The sequence below is a fragment of the Pararoseomonas baculiformis genome (genome assembly GCF_017813395.1).
In the GTDB taxonomy this organism is placed as follows: domain Bacteria; phylum Pseudomonadota; class Alphaproteobacteria; order Acetobacterales; family Acetobacteraceae; genus Roseomonas; species Roseomonas baculiformis.
In genome coordinates, this window is sequence record NZ_JAGIZB010000004.1 from 1 (window position 1) to 13181 (window position 13181).

Sequence of the window (13181 nt, forward strand, 5' to 3'; positions counted from 1 at the left end):
ATCAGGCCGGACAGCATCGTCTACACGGATGCCATGCGCAGCTACGACACTCTCGACATCTCGGGCTTTCGGCACCTGCGCATTGATCACGGCAGGGGCTTTGGGACAGGCAAGGCCCACATCAACGGCATCGAGAACTTCTGGAACCAGGCAAAGCGACACCTGCGCCGCTACAACGGCATCCCCGGCCCGTCCTTTCACCTGTTTCTCGCCGAGTGCGAATGGCGCTTCAACTACGGCCCCACCTCCAGGCTGCACAAAGTCCTAAGCCAATGGGCTAACATCCCGCCCGCCAATCCCAGTTGACACCACTTACCTATGCCAGCCCCGAAAAAGATGATGGTGAGGGGTCCGGGGAGAGGAAGAATTCCTTCTTCCTCTCCCCGGGGCAACAAGCGCCAGCCCATGAGAAAACGGCAGGAGGGTATCAGACCCGTGCCGCCAGCAGCCGCATCGCATTCGCCGTCACCAGCACGGTCGCGCCCGTATCCGCCAGGATGGCGGGCCAGAGGCCGGTGATGCCGAGGATGGTGGTCACCAGGAACACCGCCTTCAGCCCCAGGGCGATGGCGATGTTCTGGTGGATGTTGCCCATTGTCCGGCGGGAGAGCGCGACCATGCGGGAGAGGTCCATCACCCGCCCGTGCAGCACGGCCGCATCGGCCGTTTCCAGCGCCACATCGGTGCCGCCGCCCATGGCAATGCCGATATCGGCCGCCGCCAGGGCTGGGGCGTCGTTGATGCCGTCCCCCACCTTGCCGACCCGGCGGCCCTCGGCCTGCATCTCCCGAACGATGCGCTGCTTGTCCTCCGGCAGAAGCCCGGCCCGCACGGGCAGGCCGAGGCTGGCCCCGATCGCCTCGGCGGTGCGGCGGTTGTCGCCGGTCAACATCACCGGCGCCACGCCCATGGCCTTGAGCGCGTCCAGGCCCGGCCTCGCATCGGGACGGGGCTCGTCCCGCATGGCGATGGCGCCGACCAGCTGGCCATCGGCCAGGAGGACGGAAACCGACTTCCCCTCCCCGTTCAACGCCTCGATCCGCGCCATCCATTCGGCCGGGATGGAGGCCCGCTCCGCCGCCGCGCCGGGCGAGCCGAGGAAGAGCTCCTGCCCCGCCGCCCGGCCGGCCACCCCCTTGCCCCCAAGGGCCATGGCGCCCGAAGCCGGAGCGACCGGCACCCCATCCGCCTCTGCCCGGGACAGGATGGCAAGCGCCAGCGGATGGCTGGACCCCACCTCCAGCGCGGCGGCGCGAGAGAGGAGCGCGGCCTCGTCGCCCTGGGCCGCCAGCAGGTCGGTCACGCGCGGGCGCCCTTCGGTCAGGGTGCCGGTCTTGTCCAGGGCGATGGCATCGATCCGCCCCAGGCTTTCCAGCACGGCGCCGCCCTTCATCAGCAGCCCGCGCCGCGCACCGGCCGAAAGCCCGGCGGCGATGGCGGCGGGGGTGGAGATCACCAGGGCGCAGGGGCAGCCGATCAGCAGGATGGCCAGGCCCTTGTAGATCCACTCCCCCCAGGCCCCGCCCAGGAGCACCGGCGGCAGCACGGCCACCAGCGCCGCCACCGCCAGCACGCCGGGGGTGTAGTAGCGGGAGAAGCGATCGATGAAGCGCTCGGTCGGCGCCTTGCTCTCCTGCGCCTCCTCCACCAGCCGCACCACGCGGGCGATGGTATTGTCCTGGGCCGCGGCGGTGACGCGGAGGCGCAGCACGCCATCGCCATTCACCGTGCCGGCGAAAACGGATTCACCCAGGCCCTTACGCTTCGGCGTGCTCTCGCCCGTGACAGGCGCCTCGTCGATCGCGCTCTCGCCCTCCAGGATCTCGCCATCCGCCGCGATCCGGTCGCCAGGCCGGACGAGGATGATGTCGCCTGGCGCGAGGCTGGCCGCCGCGACCTGCTCGGTCCGCCCGGCTCGCTCCAGCAGGGCCGTGGCGGGCACGAGATTGGTCAGGGCCTGGATGCTGGCCCGGGCACGGCCGGCGGCCATGCCCTCCAGCAATTCGCCGATCAGGAAGAGAAGCACGACCGCCGCCGCTTCCTCCGTGGCGCCGATGATGGTGGCACCGATGGCGGCGATGACCATCAGCATCTCGATCGAGAAGGGTGTGCCCAGCCGTGCCGCGGCGAAGGCCCTGCGCGCGATCGGCACCAATCCCACCAGCATGGCCGCGGTAAAGGCCCAGGGCCCCAATGCGGGCACCGCCTGCCCGAGCAGATAGGCCGCCGCGAGCGCCAGGCCGCAGGCCATGGTCAGCACGCCACGCGGGCTGCGCCACCAGGGTCCGGATGAGGGGCCGTGATCATGGCCGTGCAGCTCCCCCGGCTCATGCCGGTGCGCCGCCTGCGCCGGTGGCGCCAGGGCCGTAGCGGTATAGCCGCCCAGCGTTCCCAACTGCCGGAGCACGGCATCCCCGATCCCCGGCTCAGGCGCGTGCCGCACGGTCATGGTGCCGGCAGCGACGGAAACCGCGACTTCCTCCACCCCCGGCACGCGCTTCACCGCGTTGGAAATGCGGGTCGCGCATCCAGCGCAGTCCATGCCGTCCACCCGGTAGCGGCTGGTGATCTGGTTCTCGGCCATGAGGAGGTGCCTTTGCAGTCAGCTCCTCGCCTCCCTACATCCTCCAGTGACTAGAGGATCAAGCGGGATATCGCGATGGAATTGCCGATCGGGGCACTTTCGCGCCTCACCGGGGTGAAAGTGCCGACCATCCGCTACTACGAGGAAATCGGCCTGCTTCCTGCCGCCCCGCGCACCGACAGCAACCGGCGCTCCTATGGAGAGACCGCCGTGCGCCGGTTGCGCTTCATCCGGCATGCCCGGGACCTCGGCTTCGAGGTGGAGGCGATCCGCCAGCTCCTGGCGCTGGCGGATGACCCCGATCGCCCCTGCGCCGAGGTGGACGGCATTGCACGCACCCACCTGGCCGAAATCGACGATCGGATCGCGCGGCTGACCTCCCTGCGCGCCGAAATCAGCCGCATGACCGAGTCCTGTGCTCATGGCCGCGTGGGGGAGTGCCGGGTCATCCGGGTGCTGGCTGATCACGGGCTTTGCGCTCAGCCCCAGCACTGAGCTTCAGCGCCCGGGTAGGATCGCCGCCATGTTGTCGAGCAGCCGGACATCGCCCAGCCCGGCAGCAGCCAGCAGCCGGGCCTCGCCACCCGCCCCGCTGGGCCAGGGGCGGAGCGTGGCGGGTTCGACGAGGGCCAGGTAGTCCGGCGCGAAGCCGGCCTGGAGTAGCTCGGCCAGGGCTTGCCCCAGAACCGCATCCGGCTCCGCCCCGCGGCCCATCGCCGTGATCGCCTCCCGCATCACCCGCGCCAGCATCGGGGCAAGGGCCCGCTGCGCGGGCGAGAGCCTCTGGTTGCGCGAGGAAAAGGCCAGCCCGTCCTCCTCCCGCACCGTCTCATGCCCGATGATGCGGACCGGCAGGTCCAGATCCGCCACAACCCGGCGAACCACCTGCAGCTGCTGCCAGTCCTTCTCCCCGAACACCGCCACATCGGCGCGGGTCTGGTTGAACAGCTTGGTGCAGACCGTCGACATGCCGCGGAAATGGCCGGGGCGGGCCGAGCCCTCGAAACCTTCCGAAGGACCGCCGACCACGATCACCGTGGCGGCGCCGGGCGGGTACATCGCCTCGACCGACGGCAGCCAGACCAGGTCGCAGCCGGCCCCGCGCAGCTTTTCCAGGTCACCCGCCTCGTCGCGCGGATAGCGCGAAAGATCCTCGTTCGGGCCGAATTGCAGCGGGTTGACGAAGATGGAAACCGCCACGGCATCGGCCTGACGCCGCGCCTCCTCCACCAGGGCCAGATGGCCCCGGTGCAGCGCGCCCATGGTGGGCACGAAGCCCAGGCGGCGCCCCGATGCACGAAGGGAAGCGGTGGCCTCCCTCAATCCCGCCAGATCGCGGATGACCTGCATGCCCCCTTCCCCATTCATGGCGCGGCAGCCATGGCCGAGCCGGCCGAATGGGGCAAGGGCAGCCCCCCTCAGGCTCCCTGCGGGCCCTGGTTGCCTGCATGGCCCTCGGGCTTGTTCGATTCCCGCACGGGCTGGCCCGGCTCGTAATCCAGCTGGTTGCCGGCCTTCGAGGTCTGGTTGCTGATCGGGTTCCCGGTCGTCAGGGTCTGGTTGATCATGGGGTCATGGGGCTTCTCGCTCCCGTTCCCCTTCCCCTTCGGGGTTTCCGGCTTCCCTGCCGTCATGGATGCGAACTCCTGGAATCCGGGCGGCGCCAGTGCGGCCCGCCCGGGGTTTCCAACGCCCCGGGCGGCATCCGTTTGCAGCCGGGCCCGACCTTCAGGCCGAGGCCTCCGCCTGTCCGATCAACGCCGCGCGCCGTTCCAGGAATTGCCCGACCGCGCCGGCGAAGCCGTCCAGTTCAGGCTGCCCGAGAGGCAGCATCAGGGCCACGAGGCCGCGGCGGGCCAGGTAGAAGCCCGCCTCCGCCATGTCGAAGAAGAACAGGTCGCGCAGCCGGGCATCGCCGCTGGCGGCATCGGCCGGGCGGCGGATGGGGGCGGCGGTGAAATGAGCGTTCATCAGGCTGCCCAGGCCGGTGAACTGCATGGCCGCGGCCCGCGCGCGGCACAATGCGTTCAGCCGGTCCCGCAACGCCTCCCCACGCGCGAAGAGCGCATCGGCTGTCTCCGGAGCGAAGACCTGGGTCAGCCCTGCGGCGCCGGCGGCCATGGTGAGGACGTTGTTGTTGAAGGTGCCGGCATGGGGCAGCCCGCCCGGGCGGGTCGGGTCGAACAGCGCCATCACATCGGCCCGGCCGCCGAAGGCACCGAAGCTCATCCCGCCGCCGATATACTTGCCCAGCGTCGTCAGGTCCGGCCGCAGCCCCAGCATCGCCTGCCGCCCGGCGCCGGACATACGGGAGGTCATCACCTCGTCCAGCACCAGCAGCGCCCCCACGGCCTCCGTCTCTGCCCGGAGAGCCGAAAGGAAGGCTGGATCACCGGGGATGCAGCCGCCCGAACCCAGCATGGGCTCTACCAGCACCGCGGCGAGGCTGTCCGCATTCTCCCGGATCAGGCGTGTCGCCGTCTCCTCGTCGTTATAGGGCGCCAGCAGGAAGTCATGCGGCACGCTGGCCGTGGAGGGACCGGATACGAAGGTGAGCACCCCGCCATGATAGGCGCCGGTGAAGACCAGGATACGGGGCCGCCCCGTGAAGGCCTTGGCCGCCGCAAGGGCCATCAGATTCGCCTCGGTGCCCGAATTGGTGAATCGCACCCGCTCGATGGAAGGGAAGCGGCCGCAGACCAGCTCGGCCAGGCGCCCTTCCAGCATGTTGTGCGCCCCGAGGTTCAGCCCGCCCTCCAGCGCCTCCAGGATGGCGGCGCGGATCACCGGGTTGGAATGGCCGTAGAGCCCGGCGGTGAACTCCCCCAGCAGATCCACGTAGCGATGCCCATCCGCATCCCAGAGATGGCATCCCTCCCCCCGCGCCATCACCAAGGGGAAGGGCTCGTAGAACAGCACGCTCCGGGTGTTGCCGCCCGGCATGAAGGCCTGGTTGCGCCGGAGCATCGCGGCGCTCTGCGGGTTGCGGGCGGCATAGCCGGCGCGGGCCTCGTCCAGCGCTTCCTCCAGAGCCGCGCCCGGAGCCTTGAGGGGAAGAGCGTCCATGGTGCCTCTCGCCGTTTCAGGCACCCATGTCGCGCCCTCCGGGCGGAGAGCGTCAAGCGCCGGCCCGGCGGTGCCGGGCCCGGCCGTCGCTAGAGCCCGATCCGCCCCCAGGTCGCCCGCGCCTCCGCGGCCGCCAGCGCGCCATCCACCGCCGCCGCCGGATCGAGTGAGGCACCGGAGAGCAGGCGCCAGGGCAGGCGCGGGCGGCGGGCACCAAGGGGAATGATGCGGGCCTTCTCCCCGAACCGCCGGTTCACCTCGCCGCGCAGGTCGCCCAACCCATCCACCAGGCCAAGTTCCAGGGCGCGACGGCCGGTCCAGAAGCGGCCGGTGAAAAGAGGCTCCCCCTCTGGCCGAAGGCGGGTTCCGCGGCGGGCCTCCACCCAGGTGATGAACTCCTGGTGCAGCGCTTCCATCAGGTCGCGGAGCCTTTCCTGCTGGGCGGGATCCACGGGGCGGAAGGGATCGAGGAAGGACTTGTCCTCCCCGGCCGTGACCAGCCGGCGCTCGATGCCCAGGCGGGCGATCGCCTCCTCGAAGCCGAAGCCGGCGGAGATGACGCCGACGGAGCCGATGATGCTCGCGGGATCGGCGATGATCTCATCCGCCGCGCAGGCGAGCCAATAGCCGCCCGAGGCCGCCGCATCCTCCACGCAGGCGATGACGGGCACCTTCTTCCTCTCGGCCAGCTGCCGGATGCGGGCGGCGATGAGGGAGGACTGGGCGGGGGATCCGCCCGGGGAGTTCACCGCCAGCATCACGGCGGCCAGGCGCTTCAGCCCGAAGGCGCGTTCCAGCACAGGGTCCAGCGCGGCGGCGGAAAGGGTGGGGCCCGCAAGCCCGTTGGCGCGCGGGGCGATCACCCCCTGGAGGCGAACCACGGCGACGCGGGGGGAGTGATCGAGGAAAGGAAGCTTCATCACCCAAAGGTCGCGCGTGGCCGCGCGGGTTCAAGGCCGTTCCGGGACGGCGCTGCCCCAATGATGCCGCTTGCACGCCGGGGCCGTTCGCGCGAATTCCCGTGCATGACCGTGACGAAGCGCGATGTCCTGGCCGCCCTGGCCGTGCTGGCCTCCATCGGCCTGATGGTGCTCTACCGCAACCTGCAGGTGGAGCCGCGGGAGATGGGCGCTCTGTGCCTCGACCTTTCCAAGGCGCCCTTCGCCTGCCAGCCGCGGGCCGTGCTGCTTTGGCTACAGCACTGGCAGCTCTGGGGCGCGGGGGCGCTGGTGCTGGGCGTCTGGGCCTTCATCGGCGCGCCCCTGGCGGTGCGCGCGGGGGCGGTGGCGCTGGGCGTGATCGCGGTGCTGAACTTCAACGCCACCTGGGGGATGATTGGCGCCGCGCTCGGCGCCTGGGCCTGGGTGGAGGCGAATGCCCGCCGGGCCGCGGCGCCCGCCCGGGGGTGAGCCCTCGCGATTGCGCCTGGCGCGCCGTGGAGGGCGGGCTGGAATTGCGGGTGAAGGCGCAACCGCGCGCACGCAGGCCCGGCCTGCAGGGGCTTGTGGAATCGGCCGACGGCCCGCGCATCAAGGCCGCGGTGAATGAGGCGCCCGAGGATGGCCGGGCGAACCGTGCCATCTGCGCCCTGCTGGCACAGGCGCTGGAGGTTCCCCCATCGCGGGTTTCCGTGACCTCCGGCGCTGCCTCCCGCGAGAAGACGGTGCTGGTGGCGGGGGGTGATGCCACCGTCCTCTCGGCCCGGCTGGCGGCGAAGCTGTCCTGAACAGGAAAGCGCCGGTCCGCATCCCTTGCGGGATGACAGGCCGGCGTCCCTGCCCCTGGTGGATCAGTAGAGGCGGATTCGAGAACGCTCAGGCGGCCATGCGGTTGACCTTGCTCTCGGCGATCATGGTCAGCTTCTTGTCGGTCGCCTTCTCCTCGGCGAGGTTCTCTTCGAGCACCGAGGCGCAGTCGGCGCGCCCGAGCTGGCGGGCGAAGGCGACCAGCGTGCCGTAGCGGGTGATCTCGTAATGCTCCACGGCCTGGGCGGCGGCGAGCATGGCGGCGTCCAGCACCTCCTTGTCGTCCACATCGCCCATGATCTCCTGGGCTTCCTCCAGGATGCCGTCCATGGCGGCGCAGGTGACACCCTTCACGGGCTGGCCATGCATCTGGAAGACCTTCTCCAGCCGCGTGATCTGGTTCTTCGTCTCCTGCAGGTGGAGCTCGAAGCCCTGCTTCAGCTGGGGGTCGGTTGCCTTGTCGATCATCTTCGGCAGGGCCTTCGTGATCTGGTTCTCGGCGTAGTAGATGTCCTGCAGCGTGTGGACGAAGAGGTCGTCGAGCGTCTTGATGGGCTTGGAGAAGAGGGCCATGGCGGTCTGCCTTCTGCGAGGTGTTCGGGATGTTCGCTGGGGTGGCCGGCCGTGCGCCGCCAGCCCAGGAACGCCTCGCGGGAGGGCTCCGTTGCGCCCTGTCCCTCAGCCGTCACGCAACTCCCCTTTCGCCATGCGCAGGATCCAGCTCCGGAAGGCCGCGAAGCCCGGCTCCCCCCGACGGCTCTCCTGGTAGATCAGATGCCAGGGCCGGCCCTTCGGAACCGCGAGGGAAAAGGGGGCCACGAGCCGGCCGGCGCGCAGGTCGTCATCGATATAGGGGCGCAGCCCCAGCGCCACCCCGATTCCATCCACCGCCGCCTGCAGCGCCTGGCCATAGAGTTCGAAAACCGGCCCTGCGGGGCGAAGGCGGGGCAGGCAGGCTTCGCCCAGCCATCGCGGCCAGTCCTCGGGCGCATGGGCCACGCGGATCAGCCGCGCCGGGTCGAGATCCTCCGGGGCCCGCAATGCCGCAGCCATGGCGGGGGCGCAGACGGGAATGAGGTCGGCGGCGAAGAGCGGCTCGGCGCAAAGGCCCGGCATGCGCGCGTCGCCGAGCTGGATGCCGCAACTCCAGCTGCCAGCGAAGGGGGCGGCGGCACCGCCGGTGGTGATCCGCACCTCCAGCCCCGGCGCTTCCCGCTGCAGCAACGACAGGCGTGGAATCAGCCAGCGGATGGCGAAGGTGGGCCCCACCCCGACCGTGACGATATGTCCCTCCCCCCGCCCTGTCACATCGGCAGTGAGCTGGGCCATCGCGTCCAGCAAGGGTGTCAGGCCCGCCTGGTAAAGCCGGCCGGATGAGGTGAGCTGCAGCCGGTTCGCCCGGCGTTCGAACAGCGCGATCCCCAGCCTTTCCTCAAGCAGCTGCACCATGCGGCTGATGGCTGCGGGGGTGACGTTCAACTCCCGTGCCGCCCCTGCGAAGCCGCCGTTCCGCGCCGCCGCCTCGAAAGCCCGGATGCCGTTCAGGGAGGGCAGGCGCCGCATCGGACCCTCAGGTAAACTTGGGCTCTGCCTCAGATAACGCTGTTTGCGCCGGCGCTTCAACGGGCGGAAACAGGCCAGGAGGAGAACGCGCATGTCACCGATGATGCTGCTGGGCCTGACCGTGCTGATGGTCGCCACCGCCCTGCTGTCCGGTGTCTTCGGCATGGCGGGCGGGCTGGTCCTGATCGGCGTGCTGCTCGCCGTCTTGCCCGTGGCGGATGCCATGGTGCTGCATGCGGTGACGCAGATGGCGTCCAATGGCTGGCGCGCCGCGCTTTGGTGGCGGTATGTGCGGCTGCGGCCGATGGCGAACTACCTGCTCGGCGCATTGCTTGCCCTGCTGGCGCTGGCGCTGGTGAACTATGTGCCCTCCCGCCCGGTGGCGCTGTTGATGCTGGGCACCACGCCCTTCCTCGTCCGCCTCCTTCCGCCCCGCTTCAAGCCGGATCCGCATCGCCTCGGCCACGGGCTGCTCTACGGCGCCGCCTGCATGACATTGATGATCCTCACCGGCGTTTCGGGCCCGTTGATGGACAGCTTCTTCCTCGGCGGCAGGCTGGAGCGGCGAGAGATCGTCGCCACCAAGGCCGCGTGCCAGATCTTCAGCCATGGCGGGAAGCTGCTCTATTTCGGCGGGCTGGTGAGCGCCGCGGGAGAGCTGGACCCGCTGCTGGCGGCATTGGCGATCGGCGCCTCGGTGATCGGCACCACCCTCGCCAAGCCGATCCTTGAGATGCTGTCGGACACGCAGTACCGCGCCTGGGCGACGCGGATCATCACCGTCATCGCGCTCTATTACATCGCCCAGGGCGCCTGGGAGATGTTCCGCGCATGAGCCCGATCACCGCGCCGCTGGTGCTGGACCTGCTGGAATGGGTGGCGCGCCGCCCCCGTTCCTATGCCGATGGGACGGAAGCCTGGCGAACCTCCTGCCCCCGGCTGGACGTGTGGGAGGAGGCAGTGGATCGCGGGCTGGTGGCCCGGGATGAGCCGGTGCGGGTGACGCAACTCGGGCGTCACCTGCTCGCCGAGCACGGGCGGGGTGCTACGCCGCCCGGCTGAAAGGGCGCACCCGCAGCAGGGCTGGGAGGGCGAGGCCGATCGCGCAGGCGCTCCAGCCCAGGGCCTGGATGTTGTGCACGCCCTCCTGCGCCGCGCTGGCAAGGGCTGCGGCCACCAATACGCCACCCACCAGCCATTCCGCCCAGCCGCCACCCTTCCGCGGAAGATCATCCAGCAGCGCGCGCGCCACCACGGCCACCAGGGGCACGGCGAAGGTCGGGAAGGGGAAGTCGCGGTAGCGCGGATCGAAGAGCAGCATCAGCTGCAGCACGGCCGCGGTGAAGAGGAAGAGGAAGAGCAGGTCCTCGAAGGCGAAGGCGCGCCAGTCGCGCCAGCGGAACCGGCCGCGGAAGATGGAGCGGATATTGCCGCTGGCCTGGGCGCCGTTGCGCGCGGGTTCCACCCGCTCCCCCGAAAGCCGGGCACCCGCACGGCGCAGCAGCAGGGCGGAGAGCAGCACCTGCCCCGCGAAGTTCACCACGAAGGCAAGCTTGAGGTGCTCGTCGAAGGCGTAGGGCCAGCCGCCGCAATAGGCATAGGCAAGGGCATTGCCGAGCGCGGCCGAGAGCAGGGCGAGCTTCCATCCCGCGGCGCGCGGCCAAGCCTGCCTGGTGGCGGCGAAGAGGCCGAGGCCCGTGATCAGCGCGGCGGCGGCATACCAGGCCCACCACGGATTCTCGCGCACCGGGCCGGCGAGGTCGAATTTCGGTTGGCGATCCGCGGTCCAGAGGCCCCATGCGGCACCCACCGTGCCCTCGTTGCGGTACTTCCAGACCTGGTCGAAGGCCTCGATCAGGTTGTAGTCGAAGCCCTCCTCGCGGCTGAGCTGGATGAACTGCCGCAGGAAGACCGCCTGGTCCACGCGGGAGGGAACGGCGCCCTCGCGCCAGCGGCCGGCGCTGGGCCAGCCGATCTCGCCAATGGCGATGGGCTTGTCCGGGAACATCGCCTTGATGCGGCGATAGACGTCCCGCACATGGGCCATGGCCACGTCCACGCCCAGCGGCTCATCCTCCCAATAGGGCAGGATGTGGATGGTCACGATGTCCACATGGCGCGCCAGCTCGGGGAACTGAGCCCAGAACTCCCAGACATCGGCATAGGTGACGGGCTGGCGCACGGCAGCCTTCACGCGGTCGATCTGGCGGGCCAGCTCCTCCACCGGCAGGTCGCGGCGCAACAGAACCTCGTTCCCGACCACCACCCGCTCCACCACCTCCGGATGGCGGTTGGCGGTGGCGATCAGGGCGTCGATCTCCCGGTCGTTCTGGCGGAGGTCGCGGCCGAGCCAGGCGCCCTTCCACATCTTCACCCCGTGGCGGCCGGCGATTTCGGCCGTCTCGTACTGCCCCTCGATGCTGGCATAGCTGCGGATCGCCCGAACGCGGGGGGCGATGAGGCGGATATCCTCATCCACCTGCTCGGCGCTGGGGAAGATGTCGCGCAGCGGGCTCTGCCCCTCGCGGAAAGGCGCGAAGGACACGCTGTTGAAGCGGTCCGCCACCATCGGCACGTCGCCGGCCTGCTCGCGGTTGGGAATCCACCAGGCCAGGATCGTCAGGAGCGCTCCGAGCAGGAGTGCGGGAGCGGTCAGGGAACGGGGTACGGCCATGATCCGAGCGGTGTAGCGGCGGAGCACGGCTCACGAAAGGCGGAGCAGGCCCGGATCATGCCGCAATCGGGCATCTGGCCAGGGCAGGATCCGGGGCGCGATATTGGCTTCCGCCCTGCCCCGCCCCAATTGCCCGGCCAGGTTTCGTGGAGAGATGGCATGCCCCGGGATGGCTTGAGCGACGACGCGGTGCGGGACCTGTTGCTGCGCACGCGCCGGATCGCGGTGGTCGGCGCCTCGGACAAGCCGAGCCGGCCGTCCCATGGCGTGTTCGGCTTCCTCCTGGCACGGGGCTACATGGCTCTGCCCGTGAACCCGGCCCTGGACGGGCGCAGCGTGCACGGGATGCAGGCCGTGCCCTCCCTGGAGGAGGCGGGACCGCTCGACATGGTGGATGTCTTCCGCCGCAGCGAGGAAGCCGGGCCCGTGGTGGACGAGGCGATTCGGCTCGGGGCGAAGTCGGTCTGGCTGCAATTGGGCATCTGGGACGATGCGGCGGCGGAGCGGGCCCGGGCGGCGGGGGTGACCATCGTGATGGATCGTTGCCCCGTGATCGAGTGGAGCCGCCTGGGACTGCCGGGCCGCATCCCCGCCGGGGCCGCACATTAACATCTTGAAAGATTCGGGCGGGCAGGCCATCTCGCCGACGTCGCGGGCATCCGCCTGCCACAAGGAGCTTTGAGGGATATGACCGAGGAAGAGCGCCGCATTATCACCGGCTATGTGGAGCGCGTCGCAGGCGTCGCCCAGCAGCCGGCAGCGACCTCAACCGGCCCCTGGGGCGCGCGCAGCGTTCCCAGCACCCAGTCCGCGCCCAACCTGCCCCCGGTTGACCCGGAGGCCGACCGGCTGATCAGCGACCTGTTCAGCCGCTACCCGGAGGCGCGCTACCGCATCACCCAGACCGCCTTCGTCCAGGAAGCGGCGCTGGTGCAGGCCCAGAACCGCATCCAGGAACTGGAGTGGCAGCTGGAGAACACGCAGAACCAGATGCAGGCCAACCAGCAGTCCCGCGGCGGGCTCTTCGGCGGCATGTTCGGCGGGGGGAACCGGCAGCAGGTGCCCATGACCCCGCGCCCGCAGCCGATCCAGCCGCCCATGGGCGCGATGAACCCGGCCATGATGCAGCAGGGCCGCGGCGGCTCCGGCTTCCTCGGCACGGCGCTCACCACCGCGGCCGGCGTCGCGGGCGGCATGGTGCTGGGTAATGCCCTCATGGGCATGTTCTCGGGCGGCGCGGCCCACGCGGCCACGGCGGCTTCCGACGCCGCCTCCGGCGCGGCGGGCGCTTTCGGCGAGCAGGCGGTGAACACGCCGGCCTCCTCGCCCTGGACCGATCCCGCGGGTGCCGGGGCCGATGCCTCGCCCGTGTCCGACCAGGGAGGCTGGGGCGCCAATGACGCGGCCGGCTACAATGATGCTGGCGGCTATGACGATGCCGGTGGCTTCGACGACGCCGGCGGCTTCGACGAGGATATCTGATCCCTCATGGATCCGCCGGGGCATCCTGGCGGATCCTCATTGACCCATCGGCGGCGCGGGGTCACCC

The 13181-nt window shown here is 70.3% G+C and carries 16 protein-coding genes; 8 read left to right on the forward strand and 8 right to left on the reverse strand.

Annotated features, from left to right (window positions below; genetic code table 11):
- Positions 1–306, forward strand: a 306-nt coding sequence (locus J8J14_RS04860; protein ID WP_245215423.1) for a transposase, incomplete at its 5' end; no start/stop codon positions are given.
- Positions 307–427: 121 nt separating this feature from the next.
- Here J8J14_RS04860 and J8J14_RS04865 read toward each other — a convergent pair.
- Entirely contained in the window at positions 428–2584 is a 2157-nt protein-coding gene (locus J8J14_RS04865; protein ID WP_209378344.1) for a heavy metal translocating P-type ATPase, read from the reverse strand.
- Positions 2585–2659: 75 nt separating this feature from the next.
- Here J8J14_RS04865 and J8J14_RS04870 point away from each other — a divergent pair, with 75 nt between their 5' ends.
- Positions 2660–3079 (forward strand): MerR family transcriptional regulator, encoded by a 420-nt coding sequence (locus J8J14_RS04870; RefSeq protein WP_209378345.1) that lies wholly within the window; start codon positions 2660–2662, stop codon positions 3077–3079.
- 3 nt (positions 3080–3082) lie between these two features.
- Here J8J14_RS04870 and panC read toward each other — a convergent pair whose 3' ends face one another.
- From panC to J8J14_RS04890, 4 genes are all read right to left on the reverse strand, one after another.
- Entirely contained in the window at positions 3083–3934 is an 852-nt protein-coding gene (gene panC, locus J8J14_RS04875) for a pantoate--beta-alanine ligase (RefSeq protein ID WP_209378346.1), read from the reverse strand.
- 68 nt (positions 3935–4002) lie between these two features.
- Positions 4003–4218: a hypothetical protein gene (locus J8J14_RS04880; protein WP_209378347.1), complete on the reverse strand. Its 216-nt coding sequence runs from the start codon at positions 4216–4218 to the stop codon at positions 4003–4005.
- Positions 4219–4312: 94 nt separating this feature from the next.
- Positions 4313–5650, reverse strand: a complete 1338-nt coding sequence (locus tag J8J14_RS04885) for an aspartate aminotransferase family protein (RefSeq protein ID WP_209378348.1) — start codon at positions 5648–5650, stop codon at positions 4313–4315.
- An 89-nt stretch (positions 5651–5739) separates the two neighbouring features.
- Positions 5740–6570 (reverse strand): S49 family peptidase, encoded by an 831-nt coding sequence (locus tag J8J14_RS04890; RefSeq protein ID WP_209378349.1) that lies wholly within the window; start codon positions 6568–6570, stop codon positions 5740–5742.
- A gap of 105 nt (positions 6571–6675) precedes the next feature.
- Here J8J14_RS04890 and J8J14_RS04895 point away from each other — a divergent pair, with 105 nt between their 5' ends.
- On the forward strand, positions 6676–7059 hold the full coding sequence (locus J8J14_RS04895) for a hypothetical protein (RefSeq protein ID WP_209378350.1): 384 nt from the start codon (positions 6676–6678) through the stop codon (positions 7057–7059).
- On the forward strand, positions 7056–7376 hold the full coding sequence (locus J8J14_RS04900; protein ID WP_209378351.1) for a DUF167 domain-containing protein: 321 nt from the start codon (positions 7056–7058) through the stop codon (positions 7374–7376). Before J8J14_RS04895 ends, J8J14_RS04900 begins: the two co-directional genes overlap by 4 nt.
- A gap of 88 nt (positions 7377–7464) precedes the next feature.
- On the opposite strand, the gene J8J14_RS04905 is transcribed toward J8J14_RS04900, so the two are convergent.
- Both J8J14_RS04905 and J8J14_RS04910 read right to left on the reverse strand, forming a co-directional pair.
- Positions 7465–7968, reverse strand: coding sequence for a YciE/YciF ferroxidase family protein (locus J8J14_RS04905; RefSeq protein WP_209378352.1), 504 nt, complete (start codon positions 7966–7968; stop codon positions 7465–7467).
- Positions 7969–8073: 105 nt separating this feature from the next.
- Positions 8074–8958, reverse strand: a complete 885-nt coding sequence (locus tag J8J14_RS04910) for a LysR substrate-binding domain-containing protein (RefSeq protein WP_209378353.1) — start codon at positions 8956–8958, stop codon at positions 8074–8076.
- A gap of 91 nt (positions 8959–9049) precedes the next feature.
- Between J8J14_RS04910 and J8J14_RS04915 the strand changes: the two genes are divergently transcribed.
- Positions 9050–9793: a TSUP family transporter gene (locus tag J8J14_RS04915; protein WP_209378354.1), complete on the forward strand. Its 744-nt coding sequence runs from the start codon at positions 9050–9052 to the stop codon at positions 9791–9793.
- A complete protein-coding gene (locus J8J14_RS04920) occupies positions 9790–10020 on the forward strand; it encodes a hypothetical protein (protein ID WP_209378355.1) in 231 nt (76 codons plus the stop codon). The genes J8J14_RS04915 and J8J14_RS04920 overlap by 4 nt, the downstream gene beginning before the upstream one ends.
- Here J8J14_RS04920 and J8J14_RS04925 read toward each other — a convergent pair.
- A complete protein-coding gene (locus tag J8J14_RS04925) occupies positions 10004–11632 on the reverse strand; it encodes a glycoside hydrolase family 17 protein (RefSeq protein ID WP_209378356.1) in 1629 nt (542 codons plus the stop codon). The genes J8J14_RS04920 and J8J14_RS04925 overlap by 17 nt on opposite strands.
- A 159-nt stretch (positions 11633–11791) precedes the next feature.
- Between J8J14_RS04925 and J8J14_RS04930 the strand changes: the two genes are divergently transcribed.
- Together J8J14_RS04930 and J8J14_RS04935 are read left to right on the forward strand one after the other, a co-directional pair.
- The gene (locus J8J14_RS04930) at positions 11792–12241 is read left to right on the forward strand and encodes a CoA-binding protein (protein ID WP_209378357.1); all 450 of its coding nucleotides are present in this window, start codon (positions 11792–11794) and stop codon (positions 12239–12241) included.
- Between the two features lie 78 nt (positions 12242–12319).
- Positions 12320–13114 (forward strand): DUF2076 domain-containing protein, encoded by a 795-nt coding sequence (locus tag J8J14_RS04935; protein WP_209378358.1) that lies wholly within the window; start codon positions 12320–12322, stop codon positions 13112–13114.
- Positions 13115–13181: the final 67 nt, after the last annotated feature.

What these genes read in the sequence shown, in the direction of transcription:
- J8J14_RS04935 (WP_209378358.1), top strand. Translation starts at nt 12,320, where the DNA reads ATGACCGAGGAAGAGCGCCGCATTATCACCGGCTATGTGGAGCGCGTC.
- J8J14_RS04930 (WP_209378357.1), top strand. Translation starts at nt 11,792, where the DNA reads ATGCCCCGGGATGGCTTGAGCGACGACGCGGTGCGGGACCTGTTGCTG.
- J8J14_RS04890 (WP_209378349.1), bottom strand. Translation starts at nt 6,570, where the DNA reads ATGAAGCTTCCTTTCCTCGATCACTCCCCCCGCGTCGCCGTGGTTCGC.
- J8J14_RS04885 (WP_209378348.1), bottom strand. Translation starts at nt 5,650, where the DNA reads ATGGACGCTCTTCCCCTCAAGGCTCCGGGCGCGGCTCTGGAGGAAGCG.
- J8J14_RS04915 (WP_209378354.1), top strand. Translation starts at nt 9,050, where the DNA reads ATGTCACCGATGATGCTGCTGGGCCTGACCGTGCTGATGGTCGCCACC.
- J8J14_RS04925 (WP_209378356.1), bottom strand. Translation starts at nt 11,632, where the DNA reads ATGGCCGTACCCCGTTCCCTGACCGCTCCCGCACTCCTGCTCGGAGCG.
- panC (WP_209378346.1), bottom strand. Translation starts at nt 3,934, where the DNA reads ATGCAGGTCATCCGCGATCTGGCGGGATTGAGGGAGGCCACCGCTTCC.
- J8J14_RS04880 (WP_209378347.1), bottom strand. Translation starts at nt 4,218, where the DNA reads ATGACGGCAGGGAAGCCGGAAACCCCGAAGGGGAAGGGGAACGGGAGC.
- J8J14_RS04910 (WP_209378353.1), bottom strand. Translation starts at nt 8,958, where the DNA reads ATGCGGCGCCTGCCCTCCCTGAACGGCATCCGGGCTTTCGAGGCGGCG.
- J8J14_RS04895 (WP_209378350.1), top strand. Translation starts at nt 6,676, where the DNA reads ATGACCGTGACGAAGCGCGATGTCCTGGCCGCCCTGGCCGTGCTGGCC.
- J8J14_RS04870 (WP_209378345.1), top strand. Translation starts at nt 2,660, where the DNA reads ATGGAATTGCCGATCGGGGCACTTTCGCGCCTCACCGGGGTGAAAGTG.
- J8J14_RS04865 (WP_209378344.1), bottom strand. Translation starts at nt 2,584, where the DNA reads ATGGCCGAGAACCAGATCACCAGCCGCTACCGGGTGGACGGCATGGAC.
- J8J14_RS04905 (WP_209378352.1), bottom strand. Translation starts at nt 7,968, where the DNA reads ATGGCCCTCTTCTCCAAGCCCATCAAGACGCTCGACGACCTCTTCGTC.
- J8J14_RS04920 (WP_209378355.1), top strand. Translation starts at nt 9,790, where the DNA reads ATGAGCCCGATCACCGCGCCGCTGGTGCTGGACCTGCTGGAATGGGTG.